Source organism: Corynebacterium crudilactis (genome assembly GCF_001643015.1).
GTDB classification, from domain to species: domain Bacteria; phylum Actinomycetota; class Actinomycetes; order Mycobacteriales; family Mycobacteriaceae; genus Corynebacterium; species Corynebacterium crudilactis.
The window spans coordinates 2,727,748-2,745,165 of sequence record NZ_CP015622.1 but is presented as its reverse complement, the minus strand read 5'-3'; the positions used below and the strand labels follow the sequence as shown (position 1 = coordinate 2,745,165).

Here is a 17,418-nt window from a genome sequence, read left to right as displayed (position 1 = left end):
TATCGCACTCCTAGACCGCTTGGTCTGTAAAGCTAGCAGTGAATTGCTGGAATGCGAAGACTTTTCCATAATTAAATTCAAAGTATTTTAAAGATCTAGACCGCCCTGTCTAATATATTCATACTGAATCAAGCCTAATAACCCCAGCTCACTAGGCTAAATTTAGGGAAATTTTCAATACTCGTGCCCGTTATCTGAATCTAATGGTTGGTCTAGACAGATCGGTACGTCTAAATTTGCGGGTAGATCAAACCGAGCGAGATGTAACTCACCAAGCTTTTTAAGGACTTAGTTCTCCATGACAACAACAACCGGAAGTGCTAGCCCAGCACGTGCGGCCCGCAAGCCTAAGCCAGAGGGCCAGTGGAAGATTGATGGCACCGAGCCACTCAATCACGCTGAGCAGGTTAAACAGGATGAACCTGCCTTTGCCGTTAAACAGCGGGTTATTGATGTTTACTCCAAGCAGGGCTTTTCTTCCATCGATCCGGATGATATTGCTCCACGTTTTAAGTGGCTGGGTATTTACACCCAGCGCAAGCAGGATTTGGGTGGTGAACTAACCGGTCAGCTTTCTGATGAGCAGCTGCAGGATGAGTACTTCATGATGCGTGTGCGCTTTGATGGCGGACTAGCTACACCTGAGCGTTTGCGCGTTGTCGGTGAAATCTCCAGAGATTATGCCCGCTCTACTGCGGACTTTACGGATCGTCAGAATATTCAGCTGCACTGGATTCGCATTGAAGATGTGCCGACCATCTGGGAAAAGCTGGAAACCGTGGGACTGACCACCATGCTTGGTTGTGGCGATGTTCCTCGCGTTATTTTAGGTTCCCCAGTTTCCGGCGTTGCTGCTGAGGAACTGATCGATGCTACTCCAGCTATCGATGCGATTCGTGACAATTACTTGAACAGGGATGAATTCCATAACCTGCCACGTAAGTTTAAGTCCGCGATTACTGGTAACGCTCGCCAGGATGTCACTCATGAGATCCAGGACGTGTCTTTTGTTCCTTCAGTTCACCCAGAACACGGTGTAGGTTTTGAATGCTTCGTGGGCGGTGGGCTATCCACGAATCCAATGCTGGCACAGCCACTAGGTGCATGGATTCCTATTGATGAGGTTCCAGAAATCTGGGCCGGTGTCGCTGGAATTTTCCGTGATTATGGTTTCCGTCGTCTGCGTAACCGTGCTCGCCTGAAGTTCTTGGTTGCGCAGTGGGGAATCCAGAAGTTCCGTGAGGTGCTAGAGACCGAGTACCTGAACCGCAAGCTTATTGATGGCCCAGAAATTACCACTAACCCTGGCTACCGCGATCACATTGGCATCCACCCACAAAAGGATGGCAAATTCTACCTCGGTGTGAAGCCAACTGTTGGTCACACCACTGGTGAGCAGTTGATTGCGATTGCTGATGTTGCGGAAAAGCACGGCATCAGCCGGATTCGTACCACTGCGGAAAAGGAATTGCTCTTCCTCGATATTGAGCGAGAGAACCTCACCACTGTGGCACGTGAGCTGGATGAGCTGGGTCTGTACTCTTCTCCATCTGAGTTCCGCCGCGGCATCATTTCTTGTACGGGTCTGGAATTCTGCAAGTTGGCGCACGCTACCACTAAGTCCCGAGCAATTGAGCTTGTCGACGAACTGGAAGAGCGACTCGGCGATTTGGAAGTCCCCATCAAGATTGCATTGAACGGTTGCCCTAACTCTTGTGCACGTACCCAGGTGGCGGATATCGGATTCAAGGGCCAGACGGTTACTGATGAAGAGGGCAATCGTGTGGAAGGTTTCCAGGTGCACTTGGGCGGTTCCATGAACTTGGACCCAAACTTTGGACGCAAACTCAAGGGCCACAAGGTTATCGCTGATGAGGTTGGAGAATACGTCACTCGCGTGGTTACCAACTTTAAGGAACAGCGCCACGAGGATGAGCAATTCCGCGATTGGGTGCAAAGAGCCGTAGAGGAAGATCTGGTTTGAGTTTGCGCAGAGCCCCCAACCCAAACCGTAATCATCCGCTCTACTGCCCATATTGCGCGGGAGAAGTTCTTTTCCCAGATGAGCAAACGGAATTTGCCTGGTTGTGCGCGGACTGCACGAGGGTCTTTGAGGTGAAATATCACGGTCAAGATGATCCAGTGCACAGGCCAGCACCTGCGAAATCTACATCTGAAGCATTAAAAGAATCCCTAGCACGACACGGACACAGCCCAGAAGGAAGAGGTGAGTCGCAACAATGAGTTTTCAAGTAGTTAATGCCCTGAAAAACACTGGATCAATTAAAGATCCTGAGGTCTCACCGGAGGGACCTCGTAGTACGGAGCCGTTGTCACTTGAGGTGGCGCAACGTAACGAGGAGCTCGTCGAAAAGCATGCTGCGGCGTTGTATGACGCCAGCGCGCAAGAGATCCTGGAATGGACTGCTGAGCACGCACCTGGTGCTATCGCGGTGACGCTGAGCATGGAAAACACTGTGCTGGCGGAACTTGCGTCGCGGCATTTACCGGAAGCAGATTTCCTGTTTTTGGATACCGGATATCACTTCAAGGAAACCCTCGAGGTGGCCCGCGATGTTGATGCCCGCTATTCACAGACTCTGGTCACGGCGCTGCCGATTCTGAAGCGGACTGAGCAGGATTCCATTTATGGTCTCAACCTGTATCGCAACAATCCGACAGCATGTTGCCGGATGCGCAAGGTTGAGCCACTGGCGGCGTCGTTAAGCCCGTACTCCGGTTGGATTACTGGCCTGCGCCGCGATGATGGGCCGACTCGCGCCCAAGCTCCTGCGCTGAGTTTGGATGCTACCGGCAGACTGAAGATTTCTCCGATTATCACCTGGTCATTGGAAGAAACCAACCAGTTCATCGTCGATAACAACCTCATTGATCACCCACTTACCCATCAGGGCTATCCATCCATTGGATGCGAAACCTGCACCCTTCCTGTTGCTGAAGGACAAGACCCTAGGGCCGGCCGTTGGGCTGGAAACGCCAAGACAGAATGCGGACTTCACTCATGACCACAACCGTTGCATCAGAACTATCTCCACACCTTAAAGATCTTGAAAATGAATCCATCCACATCCTCCGCGAGGTAGCGGGCCAATTCGATAAAATCGGCCTGCTGTTTTCTGGCGGAAAAGATTCCGTGGTTGTCTATGAACTTGCACGACGTGCTTTCGCACCAGCTGCGGTTCCTTTTGAACTGCTCCACGTGGACACCGGCCACAACTTCCCAGAGGTGCTCGAATTCCGCGACAACCTGGTAGAACGCACTGGCGCTCGCCTGCGTGTGGCTAAGGTCCAAGACTGGATCGACCGCGGTGATTTGCAGGAACGTCCAGATGGCACCCGCAACCCACTGCAGACCGTGCCACTGGTAGAAACCATCGCTGAGCAAGGCTATGACGCTGTGCTTGGTGGAGCTCGCCGCGATGAAGAGCGTGCTCGTGCCAAGGAACGCGTGTTCTCTGTGCGTGACTCTTTCGGTGGTTGGGATCCTCGCCGCCAGCGTCCTGAGCTGTGGACCTTGTACAACGGTGGCCACCTGCCTGGTGAAAACATCCGTGTTTTCCCTATCTCCAACTGGACTGAAGCAGATATCTGGGAGTACATCGGTGCGCGTGGCATTGAGCTCCCACCGATTTACTTCTCCCACGATCGTGATGTTTTTGAACGCGATGGCATGTGGCTGACCGCTGGTGAGTGGGGTGGACCAAAGAAAGGCGAGGAGATCGTCACCAAGACTGTCCGCTACCGCACCGTTGGCGATATGTCCTGCACCGGTGCTGTGCTTTCGGAAGCTCGCACCATTGACGATGTGATCGAAGAGATCGCAACCTCCACCTTGACCGAACGTGGCGCAACCCGCGCCGATGACCGCCTCAGCGAATCCGCCATGGAAGACCGCAAGAAGGAAGGCTACTTCTGATGACTGCTCCAACCTTAAATAAAGCATCTGAAAAGATTGCTACTCGCGAAACACTGCGTCTATGCACGGCTGGTTCCGTTGATGATGGCAAGTCCACCTTCGTGGGACGTCTGCTGCATGACACCAAGTCTGTCTTGGCTGATCAGCTGGCTTCCGTGGAGCGCACCTCCGCTGACCGTGGTTTTGAAGGCCTAGACCTTTCCCTCCTGGTGGATGGCCTGCGTGCTGAGCGCGAGCAGGGCATCACCATCGATGTTGCTTACCGCTACTTCGCCACCGATCGCCGCACCTTCATCCTGGCTGATACCCCAGGCCACGTGCAGTACACCCGCAATACCGTCACCGGTGTGTCCACCTCCCAGGTTGTTGTTTTGCTTGTCGACGCCCGCCACGGCGTCGTCGAGCAGACCCGCCGCCACCTGTCCGTAGCTGCGCTGTTGGGCGTGCGCACTGTGATTCTGGCTGTCAACAAGATTGACCTTGTGGATTACAGCGAAGAAATCTTCCGCGGCATTGAGAAGGAATTCGTTGGTTTGGCTTCCGCTCTGGATGTCACTGACACCCATGTTGTGCCAATCTCTGCGCTCAAGGGCGACAATGTTGCTGAAGCGTCCACCAACATGGATTGGTACACCGGCCCTACCGTGCTGGAGATTTTGGAAAACGTTGAGGTTTCCCGTGGTCGTGCACATGACCTGGGCTTCCGCTTTCCAATTCAGTACGTTGTCCGCGAACATGCCTCTGATTACCGTGGCTACGCCGGAACCATTAACGCTGGCTCTGTGTCTGTTGGCGATACCGTGTATCTGCCTGAGGGACGCACAACCGAAGTAACTCATATTGATTCCGCTGATGGTCCTTTGCAGACCGCAGCCGTCGGCGATGCCGTGGTGCTTCGTCTGGCTCAGGAAATCGATCTGATCCGCGGCGAGCTCATCTCTGGCGAAGACCGCCCAGAAGCTGTTCGTTCTTTCAATGCCACCGTGGTTGGTCTTGCTGATCGCACCATCAAACCAGGTGCAGCAGTGAAGGTGCGCTACGGCACCGAACTGCTCCGTGGACGAGTTTCCGGCATCGAGCGTGTCTTGGACATCGATGGCCGAAACGATAACGAAGCACCTGAAACCTATGGCCTCAATGACATTGCTCACGTGCGCATCGATGTTGCAGGCGAATTGGAAGTAGAAGATTACGCTGCTCGCGGCGCAATTGGATCCTTCCTTCTTATTGATCAATCCTCTGGCGATACCCTCGCTGCAGGTTTGGTTGGACACCGACTGCGCAACAACTGGTCCATCTAGACCAGCATCCCTTTTAGGACACCTCTCTCATGATCCCTTTGATTACGCTTTCCCACGGTTCCCGCAAGAAGTCCGCAGCTGCAGGTATTACTGCCCTGACGGCAGAGGCCGGACGAATGTTGGATATTCCAGCTGTGGAAGCACACCTTGAGCTTGCAGATCCTTCACTTGATGAAGTGGTGGCAACGCTCAGTGCGGAAGGCGTAACCAGGGCAGCATTGGTGCCTTTGCTCTTTAGCAATGCATACCACGCAAAAATTGATGTTCCTGCAGCGGTGAAAGATGCTTCGGAAAAGTACGGAGTGGAACTTTTAGTCGGCCCACATCTTGGTACTGGTTCTGATGTTGCCTCTGTCTTGGCACAGAAGTTACGTGCGGATGCACCGGCAGATGCTCACGTGATTTTGTATTCCGTGGGCAGCTCAAATGTGGTGGCAAATGAATCAGTGATTGAGCTAGCCCACACTGTCTCCCTTTTAACTGGCTATGCCGTGGAAGTCGTTCCGGCAACCGGCGGACCGGGAGCTGGCGGAGCTGGCGTTATGGAAGTCGCCGCCAAGCACAAGGCAATTCATATCCTTCCCCTCTTTGTTACTGAGGGGCTGTTGCTGGATCGAGTTCTTGATCAATCGGCAAATATTGCAGCGTCCATCGGCACAAACTTTAGCTATTCGGAGCCTTTGACCACCGACCTCGCACCACTTGTTGCAGCCCGTTATCACGCTGCACTGAGCGCACTGCTGGCACAGATCTAACCTATCTAAGGAAAACGGCTATGCAGACATTGATTTTTATTGCCCTCGCAGGTGTTGCAGCACAGCTTGTTGATGGTGGCCTCGGCATGGGATTCGGCGTCACTTCCACCACCATTCTCATTATGCTCGCTGGTCTAGGCCCTGCACAGGCTTCTGCTGTGGTGCACACAGCAGAAGTTGGCACCACTTTTGTATCCGGATTAAGCCACTGGAAATTCGGCAATGTGGATTGGCGAGTGGTCATGCGCCTGGGTATTCCAGGAGCCCTCGGAGCATTTGCCGGCGCCACATTTTTGTCCAATATTTCCACCGAAGCAGCAGCACCCATTACCTCGTTGATTCTGGCGCTGATCGGTATGAATCTGGTGTGGCGTTTCAGCAAAGGCCGCGTGCGCAGGAACTATTCGGATCGGCCCCACGGCAAAGGCTTTTTAGGCGGACTCGGACTTGTTGGCGGTTTTGTTGATGCTTCCGGTGGTGGTGGTTGGGGTCCGGTAACCACCTCAACATTGCTTTCCTTGGGGCGCACCGAACCTCGCAAAGTAGTGGGCACAGTTAATACCGCAGAATTCTTGGTTTCGTTGGCAGCCACTCTCGGCTTTATGCTGGGACTTTGGGAAGATCTCGTAGCTAACTTGGCTGCAGTTCTCGCATTGCTCATTGGCGGTGCAATTGCTGCTCCCATCGGCGCCTGGATGATTTCCCGCATCAACGCCACAGTACTTGGCGGTTTTGTCGGCACTTTAATCGTGGCATTAAACCTGCCGAAGGTACTCAACATAGTGGGACTAGATTTCATCCCCACTAGCCTTGTCCAGATCACGGTTCTGCTCATCGGCCTGCCGCTGACCTACCTAGGTTTCCACCGCTACCGCAAAAACCTCATCAACGAATCCATTTCCAGCGAGCTTGCTTCAGAGCCCGAGACTCAAAGAGTTAAAAGCTCTTAAAACTGCTTATCGACGCCCACCCACACTCCTGTGGGTGCGGCGTTTTTTGCATTTCAGCACCCCCTAAAACACTATAGAACATAATTTCTATTATCTGAGAAATTTAAAGATAACGCTAGTGTTTCGGAGATTTTCGGTATTTGAAGGCCAAATATTCTTTAGTTTTGTAAAAAAATATGAAAAAGCTGAGTTTCAATCATCGAGATATAGCTTAGGAGATGCTGTGCAAAAGTATCTGAAAAATATTTCTTTACCGGCTGTGGAAATAGGCTAGTTTCACTTTCTTTCAAGCCTCAAGGTGTGAATATCCTAGTAGGGCAGTATTTTGGTAACGATTGCATGCTCATCGAGCGAACTTAATTTACTGTGTGAATGGCATGAAAAAACGCCTGGTAGTGCAGGTACGATCAAAATGGGGGGTAAGGTTTTGGGGGTAAAACACACTGTTTTTTGCTTGATATTTATAAGCCTATGCACAGATTTTCTTCAATTTTACTGAGGGTAAATTTATGTTCTGAGCAGGGTTTTTCATAACAGATAGATAAAGTACGGGGAATTATTCCTAGGTAGTATTAATATTATCGAAAGTATTTTCCATAGATTTACTTTCAGATTGGGATAGCCTGTTGCATGGATTGCATGAACGGAAATTATGCAACAAACCCCATCTGGTGGACATACCCAGCGGGCGGGCGCTAGTTAATTAATCCTGACGGAGGACCAGTGAAAATTAAGAAGTCTGCATCTGCACTTAGCCGCAGCATGCGCATCGGTATCGCAACCATCACCAGCACCGCAATGCTTGGTGGAGTACTCGTAGCAGTTCCTGCACACCCACTTTTGCCAACCACCGCAATCGCGCAGGCGCAGGAAATTCCTGCGACTGCATCTGCATATGCGTTTTCTGACCTTTTGAACCTGCGACTGCTTGATGAAAAAGGTCTTCTTGCATCAACAACTGGCCTTAGCGTAGGCGAGATTCTTTCTGCTCTTGAGGCTGAACAGTCTTGGAAGGGTGTCGCTGATAACGGACAAGCTGCTACACCTTCAAACTTGGAGATTGAGCTATTAGAATCTCTCAACCTAAATCTTGGATCAGGTCTGGAAATCCCTCTATTTTCAGATGCCGGAGATAGCTTGCTGAAGGGCAACCTTGGACTTCTTGGCGCGTTTGCGAATGCTCCATCTCAAACAAACGCTGTAGCTTCTGTCGGTGTTATTAGTGATAGTGGCACGCTGGATTTGGATAGTGATGGAGGCAATGGGGGCAATGCCACTATTGACTTGACGAAGCTGCTTGGAAACACTGTAGATCTGACTGATGTTGCTTCAGCGCAGCTTGAACTCGGAGCATTGAGTTCCTACGCTTCCAAGAATGGTACTGAAATCACTCGTGAGTACCAGATTGCTGATGCGAAGGCACGAATCAAGTCCCCACTGGTTGAAGATGTGGTTAGCGAACTGCAAACTGTTGTCGGTGGCTTGGACTCTGTTCTTGAGACGCTGCTGGATGAGAGTGGAGTACTTGATGGTGTTCTAAGCAACCCATTGGTCAGTGCAGCTCTGGGCTTGGAGCTTACTGTTGACGTTCCTGTTAATGAGCTCGTTGACGCTATTATTGATGGCGAATTGAAGGATAACAGTGGGCTGGTCTCGATTGATCTGAAGACTGGTGAGATTCTCGTTGATTTGGAGATGCTCCACGGTGGAAATCTTAATGGTCAGCCTGCAAACACTAATTTGCTGACCTCTGCTCAGATCACTCAGATTACGGATACTGTCACCAGCCTGCTGACCGCAAGTCCAGCAGAGAACCCGAATGGTTTGATGGCTCGTGTGCAGAACATCCTTGGAGCAGAGGGTGGTGCCTTGAATGATACTGAGGTTTCCATTGCGCTTAAGCCACTGTCGGGAGTTCTTGCTTCTGCTGAGGTGAAGACTACATTAGCGGGGCTATTGAACCCTAACGCGCAGACGACTAATGATAAGGCAACGTATGAGGGCGCTAAGTCTGATTATGTATATCGAGATCTTGGTGGTTTGCTTGGTCTTCCAATCGCTGGGAACCTTGTCGCAGGCGTTGTAGATGTGATCGTTGGGCTGCTCGGATCTCTTGGTGGAACCCTTAATGATGCTCTCTTTAATACCGGAAGCACCGTTGTTTCGGGACTCTTGAGTTCGCTTGATCCATTGTTGGATGAAGTGCTTGTCAGCTTGAATCCAGTACTTGAAGATGTGCTTGGTCCATTGGTGGCTGTAACTGTCAATAAGCAAGATGAAGAGGCTGGCCTATACCGGGTTTCTGCACTTGAAGTTGATGTACTAAGCGGCGCCGTAAACCTGCCAATCGCAAACTCTTATGTTTCGGCATTGGATGTTGCTGCAGTTGATAAGCCGACTATTGAGGCGATTGCTGATCAGAACATTACTTTGGGTGACTCCATTAAGGACGTGACTCCGGTTGTGGCTCCTGAGGGAGTGACGGTGGAGGTTGCTGGTCTTCCTGAGGGCGTGAAGTACGAGAATGGTGTTATTTCTGGTAAGCCAACGAAGGTTGGGGATAGCACTGTTACTGTGACTGTGACTAATGCGTCTGGTTCGGTTACTGAAACCTTTGAGATTACTGTTGCTGCAGTAGCTGCTGCTGACCCAACCATCGCTGATATTGCTGATCAGAACATCGATCTTGGTGATGCGATTGCACCGATCAACACTGTTGTCACTCCAGAGGGTGCAGTAGTAACTGCAAGTGGCCTGCCAGCAGAAGTGACCATCACTGATGGTGTTATCTCCGGTACTCCAACTGTTGCTGGTACCTCCAATGTAACGGTTACTGTTACTAATAGTGCAGGCAAGACTGCATCTACTGGCTTCACAATTGTGGTCAAGGATCCAAATAGCACGGTTGATGCACCTACCATCGCTCCAATCGAGGATGCAGAAGGCCCGGAGGAGGAGGCAATCGATCCAATCGAGGTTGTTGTAACTCCTGAGGATGCAAACGTTGAGGTTGACGGTCTTCCAGATGGCGTTGATTACAACCCTGAAACTGGCAAGATTGAAGGAACTCCTGGCAAGGACACCGCAGGTTCTTACGACGTTACTGTGACCGCTACCAACGAAGGCGGAACCTCCACCAAAACCTTCATCTTTGTTGTTACCAAGGACGGCGATGACAACGGTAACGGCGGAGACGAGAATGGATCTTCCAACGGTTCTTCCGACTTCCTGCAGCAGTGCCTTGATTCCCCAGCAGCTGGCGTTGCTGGTCTGCTGATCGCTCTCGGAACTGTTGGCGCAATCGCTGGCCCAGCTCTTGAGCCACTGATGAAGTCCATCGGCGCTGAGCTTGATCGCCAGATGCGTGGACTGATCAACGCCACCGGTGGTGCTCACCAGCCTGAGTGGGTTCGCAACATCAACCGCGGCCTGAACGATGCAGCTAACGCAATCGATCACCGCATGGTTTCCCAGGCACTGTTCGCTACTGCAGCTCTTGCTCTGATCTCCACTCCAGTTCTTTGTGGAATGGACAACTCCAGCTCCAGCTCTAGCTAGTTTTTAACCTTAAAATCCCCGGTTCAGCCTCCATAGCTGAGCCGGGGATTTTTCGTTGCTGGGGGAAGTGATTTCGCTTATCGACGTCGCCTGCTGTGGGCGGAAGGCGACGTCGAAAAGCGGGTTAAAGCTGTGCGTGATCGATGAGGGAAAGACCTTCGTTGACCTCGTATGAGGTCGCGGTGATATTTGTAATTCCAAAACTGTTGAGGCGCGCGGTGTGCATAGTTGTATAGGCTTCCGCGCTGGCGGTATCGGTGAATAGGTAAACGCCACCGGCGACTTGGCGTTGTGGATCTTCTATCCAGACTTTCCAAATGAGACCGGGCTGCTGGGAAATATCGGTAGCGAGGTCTTTATATGCGGCTTCGGCTTCCGCGCCAAAAGGTCCTGTGGAAGGGAATTCAAAAACTAGTAGTTGAGACATAGTCCCAGGTTACTGGCGATTTTTGGGTCGAGAATTTTCTTGGGGTCTAGACATCTTTGATGGCTGATATTTCGGTGAAGTGTGTGAAGCGAGAATAAAATTAAAAAGCTTAATGGAAATATTTTCCATTAGGGGGTGGTTTTGTTCTTTTTTGTGAATTTATTTCCTGAATAAAAGCTGTGCGGGGGTGTGGCCTGGATTGAATTTACCTGCGACTTAGTCATGCGCGGGGGTGGTTAAATAGGTTTTCATTTTCACACTATTTGGATTTTACTAGGGTGGGGCACGGCGGTAATTAAATGATTTAAATCACAAAGTTGCCATGTTTGTAATGTGAGACATAGTTGATTCTGGGTGGAAATCCCGTGAAAGATCAACTGCCACAAGCAGTTTGCCACGTAATCCAAGCGAGATAGGAGTGAGTTTTTATGACCACTACTGCACCCCAAGAATTTACCGCTGCTGTTGTTGAAAAGTTTGGTCATGAGGTGACCGTAAAGGATATCGACATGCCAAAGCCGGGTCCAAATCAGGCGCTGGTGAAGGTTCTCACTTCTGGCATTTGCCACACTGACCTCCACGCTTTGGAGGGCGATTGGCCAGTAAAGCCGGAACCGCCATTTGTGCCAGGCCATGAAGGCGTTGGTGAAGTCGTTGAACTTGGTCCAGGAGATCATGATGTTAAGGTCGGCGATATTGTCGGCAACGCATGGTTGTGGTCAGCATGTGGCACATGCGAATATTGCATCACCGGCCAGGAAACTCAGTGCAATGAGGCTGAGTATGGTGGCTACACCCAGAACGGATCCTTTGGTCAGTATATGCTGGTAGATACCCGTTATGCAGCACGCATCCCGGACGGTGTGGACTACCTGGAAGCGGCACCAATTCTGTGTGCTGGTGTGACTGTATATAAGGCACTCAAGGTTTCAGATACGCGTCCAGGTCAGTTCATGGTGATCTCCGGTGTTGGCGGACTGGGACATATTGCAGTCCAGTACGCAGTTGCGATGGGGCTGCGGGTCATTGCCGTGGATATCTCCGACGATAAATTGGAGCTTGCACGTAAACACGGCGCAGAATTTACCGTGAATGCTCGCAACGAAGATCCAGGCGAAGCTGTGCAAAAATTCACTGATGGTGGCGCTCATGGTGTGCTCGTAACTGCCGTGCACGAAGCTGCCTTTGGTCAGGCTCTGGATATGGCTCGTCGTGCAGGCACCATTGTGTTTAATGGTCTGCCACCAGGGGAATTCCCAGCATCTGTGTTCAATATTGTGTTCAAGGGCCTGACGATTCGTGGCTCTTTGGTGGGTACTCGCCAAGATATGGCAGAGGCTCTTGATTTCTTTGCTCGTGGTTTGGTCAAACCAACCGTGAGTGAATGTTCTTTGGATGATGTCAATGATGTTCTTGATCGCATGCGTAACGGCAAGATTGATGGACGTGTAGCGATTCGTTACTAGTAATTGCTTTGTGAAGCTGCGTTCTCCCTTATATAAGGAGGGGCGCAGCTTTTTGTGTTTTGAGTAGAACTCCATCCCCACCTAAGCGGGCACTCTAAACTTGTCGAGCATGACGTCTACTTTGTATGTTTCTGCCACACATGAGGAAGCTGCACACCTGCCTTTGGAAATTGATCTATTGGTCACTGGGATTGGAACCCAGGCAGCCACAATGATGCTGACCAAAGAATTGGCTACTCGTGAGGTTCTGCCAAGCCGAATCATTAATGTTGGCACGGCTGGAGCGCTGGTTGATGGCATGGCTGGAGTATATGAGATTGATTATGTTTTCCAGCATGATTTTAGTAGTGAGATCATCGCGGATATGACAGGAAAACCTTGCCCAAATGGTGTGGAATTAGCCAGGGTTGGAAGTCTTCCGGTGGCTCGTCTAGCCACTGGAAACTCATTTATTTCTGATTCAGAAACACGCAGCCGGCTGGCTGCCCGGGCCTCCCTTTGCGATATGGAAGGCGCGGCGCTGGTGGGCGTCGCAAAGTATTTTGGTGTGCCGATTACGCTGCTGAAACAAGTAAGTGACAGCGCTGATGAGTCGGCTTCTACAACATGGTTTGATGCTGTGGATGCGGGCGCTTTGGAGCTGGCGGACGCAGTAAAAGGCTTTTAAATAACAAAAACCCGATGCCACATGGTGCTGGCATCGGGGGAGTGAGCTTGATTAATTAGTTAGCAGAGTCTGCGCTATCTGAAGTAGCAGGCTTCTTGCGTCCTAGCTGAGCGAGACGATTTCGAATAGCAAGCAGTGCGTCCTGTCCATTTATCGTGGTTGGGGCGCCCTTTGTCGTGGCTATTTCAATGTCATCAATGGTGATTTCACCTGCGCGCAAAGCGACCATTTGTGAATGGTAGCGAATCCACACGGCCAAGGTTGCAGCCACTGGAACTGCCAAGAAGGCACCAATAATGCCGAACAAAGTAGAGCCGACAGTGACAGAGAGCAACACGATCGCAGCATGCAGGTTCATGGCCTTGGACTGCAGGAATGGGGAGAGGATATTGCCCTCAATCTGCTGCACCGCGAGGATAAGAACAAGCACCAAAAGTGCATTTGTCATGCCATTGGTGACCAGCGCAATAAGGACTGCCAGCGCACCTGCGGAAACTGCACCCACGATAGGGATGAAGCCCGCGAAAAAGGTGATTACTGCCAAAGCCAGCGCCATTGGAACGCCAAGAAGCAGTAGACCAATGCCGATGAATACGGCGTCAACCAAAGACACCAAAGCTTGAGCGCGGATGAATCCGGCCAAGGTATTCCACGTGCGGGTAAGGACTTCAGTAAAGTGCCAACCTGCATTTTCGCCAGTGAATCCGCGCAGCCAAGGAAGGAACTTAGGGCCATCCTTGAGGAAGAAGAATGTCAATACCAGCATGACTGCGAGGGTGACCAACACTGACGATGCAGTGGAAAGCCCAGAGAACACACCAGAAGCGATGGTGGAAGATTGGGATTGAAGCATTGACGTTAAATCATTGAGTGCAGTTTCAAATTGTGAGACGTCAATGTTTAGTGGAGGTTGCTGGATCCAATTCATGAGGTCTTGAGCGCCAGCGGTGGCTTGATCGATGACTTCCTTGGTTTGGGAAGACACGCTTGGTGCGATTGCAGCAAAAATTCCACCGATGATGGCAAAAAATCCCAGCATCGTAATCACAACAGCCAAAGCAGCAGGTACTTTACGCTTGCGCAACATCTTCACAGGTGGCCACAGCACAGTACAAACGAGCAGTGCCAAGAGGACTGGGAGAAGCCCAACCCAAATGAAACCAAGCATGCGCAGCGCAATAACGCCTGCGATGACCAACACAATAAACCTCAGCGCCCAGCCAGAAAGCCAGCGGCCATCTTGACCAAAAATAACTGAGCGGTCAGTGACACCGTCTGAAGTGTCAATGGCGCTGCCGTTAGCATTGCCGTTGGTGTCGCTGTTAGCGGAGGTCGCAGACACTTTTTGAGTGTTCAGCGAGGGTTCAAAATTGCGCTCGATAGCATCTAGGACGGTATCGGGCAGATCTTTCGGAGGGGTAGAGCTGTTTAAAGCATCCCTGTTAGGTGTGTTCTCTGATTCTGTGCTCACAAAAATTACTATGCCACAGGCATGCGACATGAGGGTCGTCCTTAAGTTTGTCTCTTAAGAAATGTTTGTGTATTTCAGGGTAATCCCCGATTTTTCCCTTAGGTACAAGCCTGTGAACTGCGGATATAAACAAAGTTGAGTGCATCGGGAACAACTTTGTAGCTTTTGCCGTTGTCATATATGTAAGCTTGAGTCAGGCAGGCTCAATGAGGCGTAATTCTTATCGGCGGATGTTGATAAGGATCAAGTCAAGGCTCAAGCCGTGGACAATACTAAAATCACCTAAAACAGGAGGCACCATTATGGGACGCGCAGTAGGAATTGACCTTGGAACCACCAACTCTGTGGTTTCCGTACTTGAAGGCGGCGAAGCAGTAGTTATTGCTAACGCAGAAGGCTCACGCACCACCCCTTCCGTTGTTGCATTCGCAAAGAACGGTGAAGTTCTGGTTGGCCAGTCCGCCAAGAACCAGGCTGTCACCAACGTTGACCGCACCATCCGCTCAGTTAAGCGCCACATCGGCACCGACTGGACCGTTGCGATTGATGATAAGAACTACACCTCACAGGAAATCTCCGCTCGTACTCTGATGAAGCTGAAGCGCGATGCGGAGGCTTACCTGGGCGAAGACGTTACCGATGCAGTCATTACTGTTCCTGCATACTTCGAGGACGCGCAGCGCCAGGCAACCAAGGAAGCTGGCCAGGTTGCAGGTCTGAATGTTCTTCGTATTGTTAACGAGCCAACCGCTGCAGCACTTGCATACGGCCTGGAAAAGGGTGACCAGGAGCAGACCATCCTGGTCTTCGACCTTGGTGGCGGTACCTTCGACGTCTCCCTTCTAGAAATCGGCGACGGCGTTGTTGAGGTTCGTGCAACCTCCGGCGATAACGAGCTCGGTGGCGATGACTGGGATCAGCGTGTCGTTGATTGGCTAGTTGAGAAGTTCCAGTCCTCCAACGGCATCGACCTGACCAAGGACAAGATGGCCCTGCAGCGTCTGCGTGAGGCTGCAGAGAAGGCAAAGATTGAACTGTCTTCTTCCCAGAACGCCAACATCAACCTTCCTTACATCACTGTTGATGCAGACAAGAACCCACTGTTCTTGGATGAAAACCTCTCCCGCGCTGAGTTCCAGCGCATCACCCAGGATCTCCTGGATCGCACCAAGACTCCTTTCAACCAGGTTGTTAAGGATGCAGGCGTGTCTGTCTCCGAGATCGATCACGTTGTTCTCGTTGGTGGCTCCACCCGTATGCCAGCAGTCACCGAGCTAGTGAAGGAACTGACCGGCGGTCGCGAGCCAAACAAGGGTGTTAACCCAGACGAGGTCGTTGCAGTTGGTGCAGCACTTCAGGCTGGTGTTCTTCGCGGCGAGGTCAAGGACGTTCTTCTTCTTGATGTCACCCCACTGTCCCTCGGCATTGAGACCAAGGGCGGCGTGATGACCAAGCTCATCGAGCGCAACACCACCATCCCAACCAAGCGTTCCGAAACCTTCACCACCGCAGAAGATAACCAGCCTTCTGTTCAGATCCAGGTCTTCCAGGGCGAGCGCGAAATCGCATCCGCGAACAAGGTGCTCGGTTCCTTCGAACTCGGTGGCATTGCACCTGCACCACGTGGCGTCCCACAGATTGAGGTCACCTTCGACATCGATGCCAACGGCATTGTGCACGTCACTGCAAAGGACAAGGGTACCGGCAAGGAAAACACCATCACCATCCAGGACGGCTCCGGTCTGTCCCAGGAAGAGATCGACCGCATGATCAAGGATGCGGAAGCTCATGCTGATGAGGACAAGAAGCGCCGCGAAGAGCAGGAAGTTCGCAATAACGCTGAGTCCCTGGTTTACCAGACCCGCAAGTTCGTTGAAGAAAACGACGAGAAGGTTTCTGAAGACCTCAAGGCAAAGGTCGAAGAAGCAGCCAAGGGTGTTGAAGAAGCACTCAAGGGTGAAGATCTCGAAGCTATCAAGACTGCAGTTGAGAAGCTGAACACCGAGTCCCAGGAAATGGGCAAGGCTATCTACGAAGCTGATGCAGCTGCTGGCGCAACCCAGGCAGATGCAGGCGCAGAAGCAGCCGCTGATGACAACGTTGTTGACGCTGAAGTTGTCGAAGACGATGCAGCTGACAATGGTGAGGACAAGAAGTAAATGACGACCCCAAACGGAATGCCCACTAACCCCGGGGATCCTGAAAACACTGATCCGGAGGCAACCTCTGCAGATCGTGCTGAGCAGGCAGCTGATGAAGCAGCTGCCCGCCAGGGTCAGGACTCCCCAAACGGACAATCTGCTGAGGATGTAATTTCCCCAGAGCTCGAAGCTGAGCTCAATGATCTTCTTGCTGATATTGACCCAGACGCCGATGGTGATGGTGCTGTATCTGCTGTTGAAGAACAATTGGCTGAGCGCACTGAGGATCTGCAGCGCGTCACTGCGGAGTACGCAAACTACCGTCGTCGTACCGACCGGGAACGCCAAGGAATCATCGATACCGCACGTGCAGGAGTTGTCACTCAGCTTCTTCCACTGCTTGATGATCTGGATTTGGCAGAGCAGCATGGCGACCTTCAAGACGGTCCGCTAAAGTCCATCTCTGACAAGTTGAGCAATATCCTCGGTGGCCTGAAGGTTGAATCCTTCGGTGTTGTCGGCGAAGAGTTCGATCCAGAGATCCATGAAGCAGTACAGGATCTCTCCCAGGGTGATGTCAAGGTTCTGGGAACGGTGCTCCGCAAGGGCTATCGCCTCGGCGACCGCATTATCCGCACCGCAATGGTTCTCATTGGAGATCCAGAGACTGATTCAGAGAACTAAGTTTTCTCAATCAGTAGTTTTACCGCCGTTGTCCACGGCTTGAGGTGAAATTCCTTGAAAC

General features: G+C 51.5%; 14 protein-coding genes. 12 read left to right on the top strand and 2 right to left on the bottom strand.

Features of this window, described 5'->3' with window-relative positions:
- Positions 1 to 298 precede the first annotated feature (298 nt).
- The 8 genes from ccrud_RS12665 (at position 299) to ccrud_RS12635 (ending at position 10,501) form a co-directional block, all read left to right on the top strand.
- The gene (locus ccrud_RS12665; RefSeq protein ID WP_066568461.1) at positions 299 to 1,984 is read left to right on the top strand and encodes a nitrite/sulfite reductase; all 1,686 of its coding nucleotides are present in this window, start codon (positions 299 to 301) and stop codon (positions 1,982 to 1,984) included.
- Entirely contained in the window at positions 1,981 to 2,244 is a 264-nt protein-coding gene (locus ccrud_RS15765) for a hypothetical protein (RefSeq protein WP_074025530.1), read from the top strand. The genes ccrud_RS12665 and ccrud_RS15765 overlap by 4 nt, the downstream gene beginning before the upstream one ends.
- Positions 2,241 to 3,026, top strand: coding sequence for a phosphoadenylyl-sulfate reductase (locus ccrud_RS12660; RefSeq protein ID WP_066568459.1), 786 nt, complete (start codon positions 2,241 to 2,243; stop codon positions 3,024 to 3,026). Before ccrud_RS15765 ends, ccrud_RS12660 begins: the two co-directional genes overlap by 4 nt.
- Complete coding sequence (gene cysD, locus ccrud_RS12655) at positions 3,023 to 3,937, top strand: sulfate adenylyltransferase subunit CysD (RefSeq protein WP_066568457.1); 915 nt, start codon at positions 3,023 to 3,025, stop codon at positions 3,935 to 3,937. The genes ccrud_RS12660 and cysD overlap by 4 nt, the downstream gene beginning before the upstream one ends.
- On the top strand, positions 3,937 to 5,238 hold the full coding sequence (locus tag ccrud_RS12650) for a GTP-binding protein (protein ID WP_066568453.1): 1,302 nt from the start codon (positions 3,937 to 3,939) through the stop codon (positions 5,236 to 5,238). The genes cysD and ccrud_RS12650 overlap by 1 nt, the downstream gene beginning before the upstream one ends.
- A 29-nt stretch (positions 5,239 to 5,267) precedes the next feature.
- Positions 5,268 to 5,993, top strand: coding sequence for a sirohydrochlorin chelatase (locus ccrud_RS12645; protein ID WP_066568448.1), 726 nt, complete (start codon positions 5,268 to 5,270; stop codon positions 5,991 to 5,993).
- Between the two features lie 20 nt (positions 5,994 to 6,013).
- Positions 6,014 to 6,943, top strand: coding sequence for a sulfite exporter TauE/SafE family protein (locus ccrud_RS12640; protein WP_066568443.1), 930 nt, complete (start codon positions 6,014 to 6,016; stop codon positions 6,941 to 6,943).
- A gap of 723 nt (positions 6,944 to 7,666) precedes the next feature.
- Positions 7,667 to 10,501 carry a choice-of-anchor G family protein gene (locus ccrud_RS12635; protein WP_066568440.1) on the top strand — a complete coding sequence of 945 codons (2,835 nt, stop codon included), beginning with the start codon at positions 7,667 to 7,669 and terminating at the stop codon, positions 10,499 to 10,501.
- 124 nt (positions 10,502 to 10,625) lie between these two features.
- Here ccrud_RS12635 and ccrud_RS12630 read toward each other — a convergent pair whose 3' ends face one another.
- A complete protein-coding gene (locus ccrud_RS12630) occupies positions 10,626 to 10,928 on the bottom strand; it encodes a monooxygenase (RefSeq protein ID WP_066568437.1) in 303 nt (100 codons plus the stop codon).
- Positions 10,929 to 11,356: 428 nt separating this feature from the next.
- Here ccrud_RS12630 and adhP point away from each other — a divergent pair, with 428 nt between their 5' ends.
- Together adhP and ccrud_RS12620 are read left to right on the top strand one after the other, a co-directional pair.
- The gene (adhP, locus tag ccrud_RS12625) at positions 11,357 to 12,394 is read left to right on the top strand and encodes an alcohol dehydrogenase AdhP (protein ID WP_066568434.1); all 1,038 of its coding nucleotides are present in this window, start codon (positions 11,357 to 11,359) and stop codon (positions 12,392 to 12,394) included.
- A gap of 109 nt (positions 12,395 to 12,503) precedes the next feature.
- Complete coding sequence (locus ccrud_RS12620) at positions 12,504 to 13,061, top strand: nucleosidase (protein WP_066568431.1); 558 nt, start codon at positions 12,504 to 12,506, stop codon at positions 13,059 to 13,061.
- A gap of 55 nt (positions 13,062 to 13,116) precedes the next feature.
- Here the strand turns inward: ccrud_RS12620 and ccrud_RS12615 are convergent, their stop codons facing one another.
- Positions 13,117 to 14,562 (bottom strand): AI-2E family transporter, encoded by a 1,446-nt coding sequence (locus ccrud_RS12615; RefSeq protein WP_066568425.1) that lies wholly within the window; start codon positions 14,560 to 14,562, stop codon positions 13,117 to 13,119.
- Between the two features lie 272 nt (positions 14,563 to 14,834).
- On the opposite strand from ccrud_RS12615, the gene dnaK reads away from it, so the two are divergent.
- Positions 14,835 to 16,691 (top strand): molecular chaperone DnaK, encoded by a 1,857-nt coding sequence (gene dnaK, locus ccrud_RS12610; protein ID WP_066568423.1) that lies wholly within the window; start codon positions 14,835 to 14,837, stop codon positions 16,689 to 16,691.
- Positions 16,692 to 17,357 (top strand): nucleotide exchange factor GrpE, encoded by a 666-nt coding sequence (gene grpE, locus ccrud_RS12605; RefSeq protein WP_066568420.1) that lies wholly within the window; start codon positions 16,692 to 16,694, stop codon positions 17,355 to 17,357.
- Positions 17,358 to 17,418: the final 61 nt, after the last annotated feature.

What these genes read in the sequence shown, in the direction of transcription:
- cysD (WP_066568457.1), top strand. Translation starts at nt 3,023, where the DNA reads ATGACCACAACCGTTGCATCAGAACTATCTCCACACCTTAAAGATCTT.
- adhP (WP_066568434.1), top strand. Translation starts at nt 11,357, where the DNA reads ATGACCACTACTGCACCCCAAGAATTTACCGCTGCTGTTGTTGAAAAG.
- ccrud_RS12665 (WP_066568461.1), top strand. Translation starts at nt 299, where the DNA reads ATGACAACAACAACCGGAAGTGCTAGCCCAGCACGTGCGGCCCGCAAG.
- dnaK (WP_066568423.1), top strand. Translation starts at nt 14,835, where the DNA reads ATGGGACGCGCAGTAGGAATTGACCTTGGAACCACCAACTCTGTGGTT.
- ccrud_RS12650 (WP_066568453.1), top strand. Translation starts at nt 3,937, where the DNA reads ATGACTGCTCCAACCTTAAATAAAGCATCTGAAAAGATTGCTACTCGC.
- ccrud_RS12640 (WP_066568443.1), top strand. Translation starts at nt 6,014, where the DNA reads ATGCAGACATTGATTTTTATTGCCCTCGCAGGTGTTGCAGCACAGCTT.
- grpE (WP_066568420.1), top strand. Translation starts at nt 16,692, where the DNA reads ATGACGACCCCAAACGGAATGCCCACTAACCCCGGGGATCCTGAAAAC.
- ccrud_RS12645 (WP_066568448.1), top strand. Translation starts at nt 5,268, where the DNA reads ATGATCCCTTTGATTACGCTTTCCCACGGTTCCCGCAAGAAGTCCGCA.
- ccrud_RS12660 (WP_066568459.1), top strand. Translation starts at nt 2,241, where the DNA reads ATGAGTTTTCAAGTAGTTAATGCCCTGAAAAACACTGGATCAATTAAA.
- ccrud_RS12620 (WP_066568431.1), top strand. Translation starts at nt 12,504, where the DNA reads ATGACGTCTACTTTGTATGTTTCTGCCACACATGAGGAAGCTGCACAC.
- ccrud_RS12615 (WP_066568425.1), bottom strand. Translation starts at nt 14,562, where the DNA reads ATGTCGCATGCCTGTGGCATAGTAATTTTTGTGAGCACAGAATCAGAG.
- ccrud_RS12630 (WP_066568437.1), bottom strand. Translation starts at nt 10,928, where the DNA reads ATGTCTCAACTACTAGTTTTTGAATTCCCTTCCACAGGACCTTTTGGC.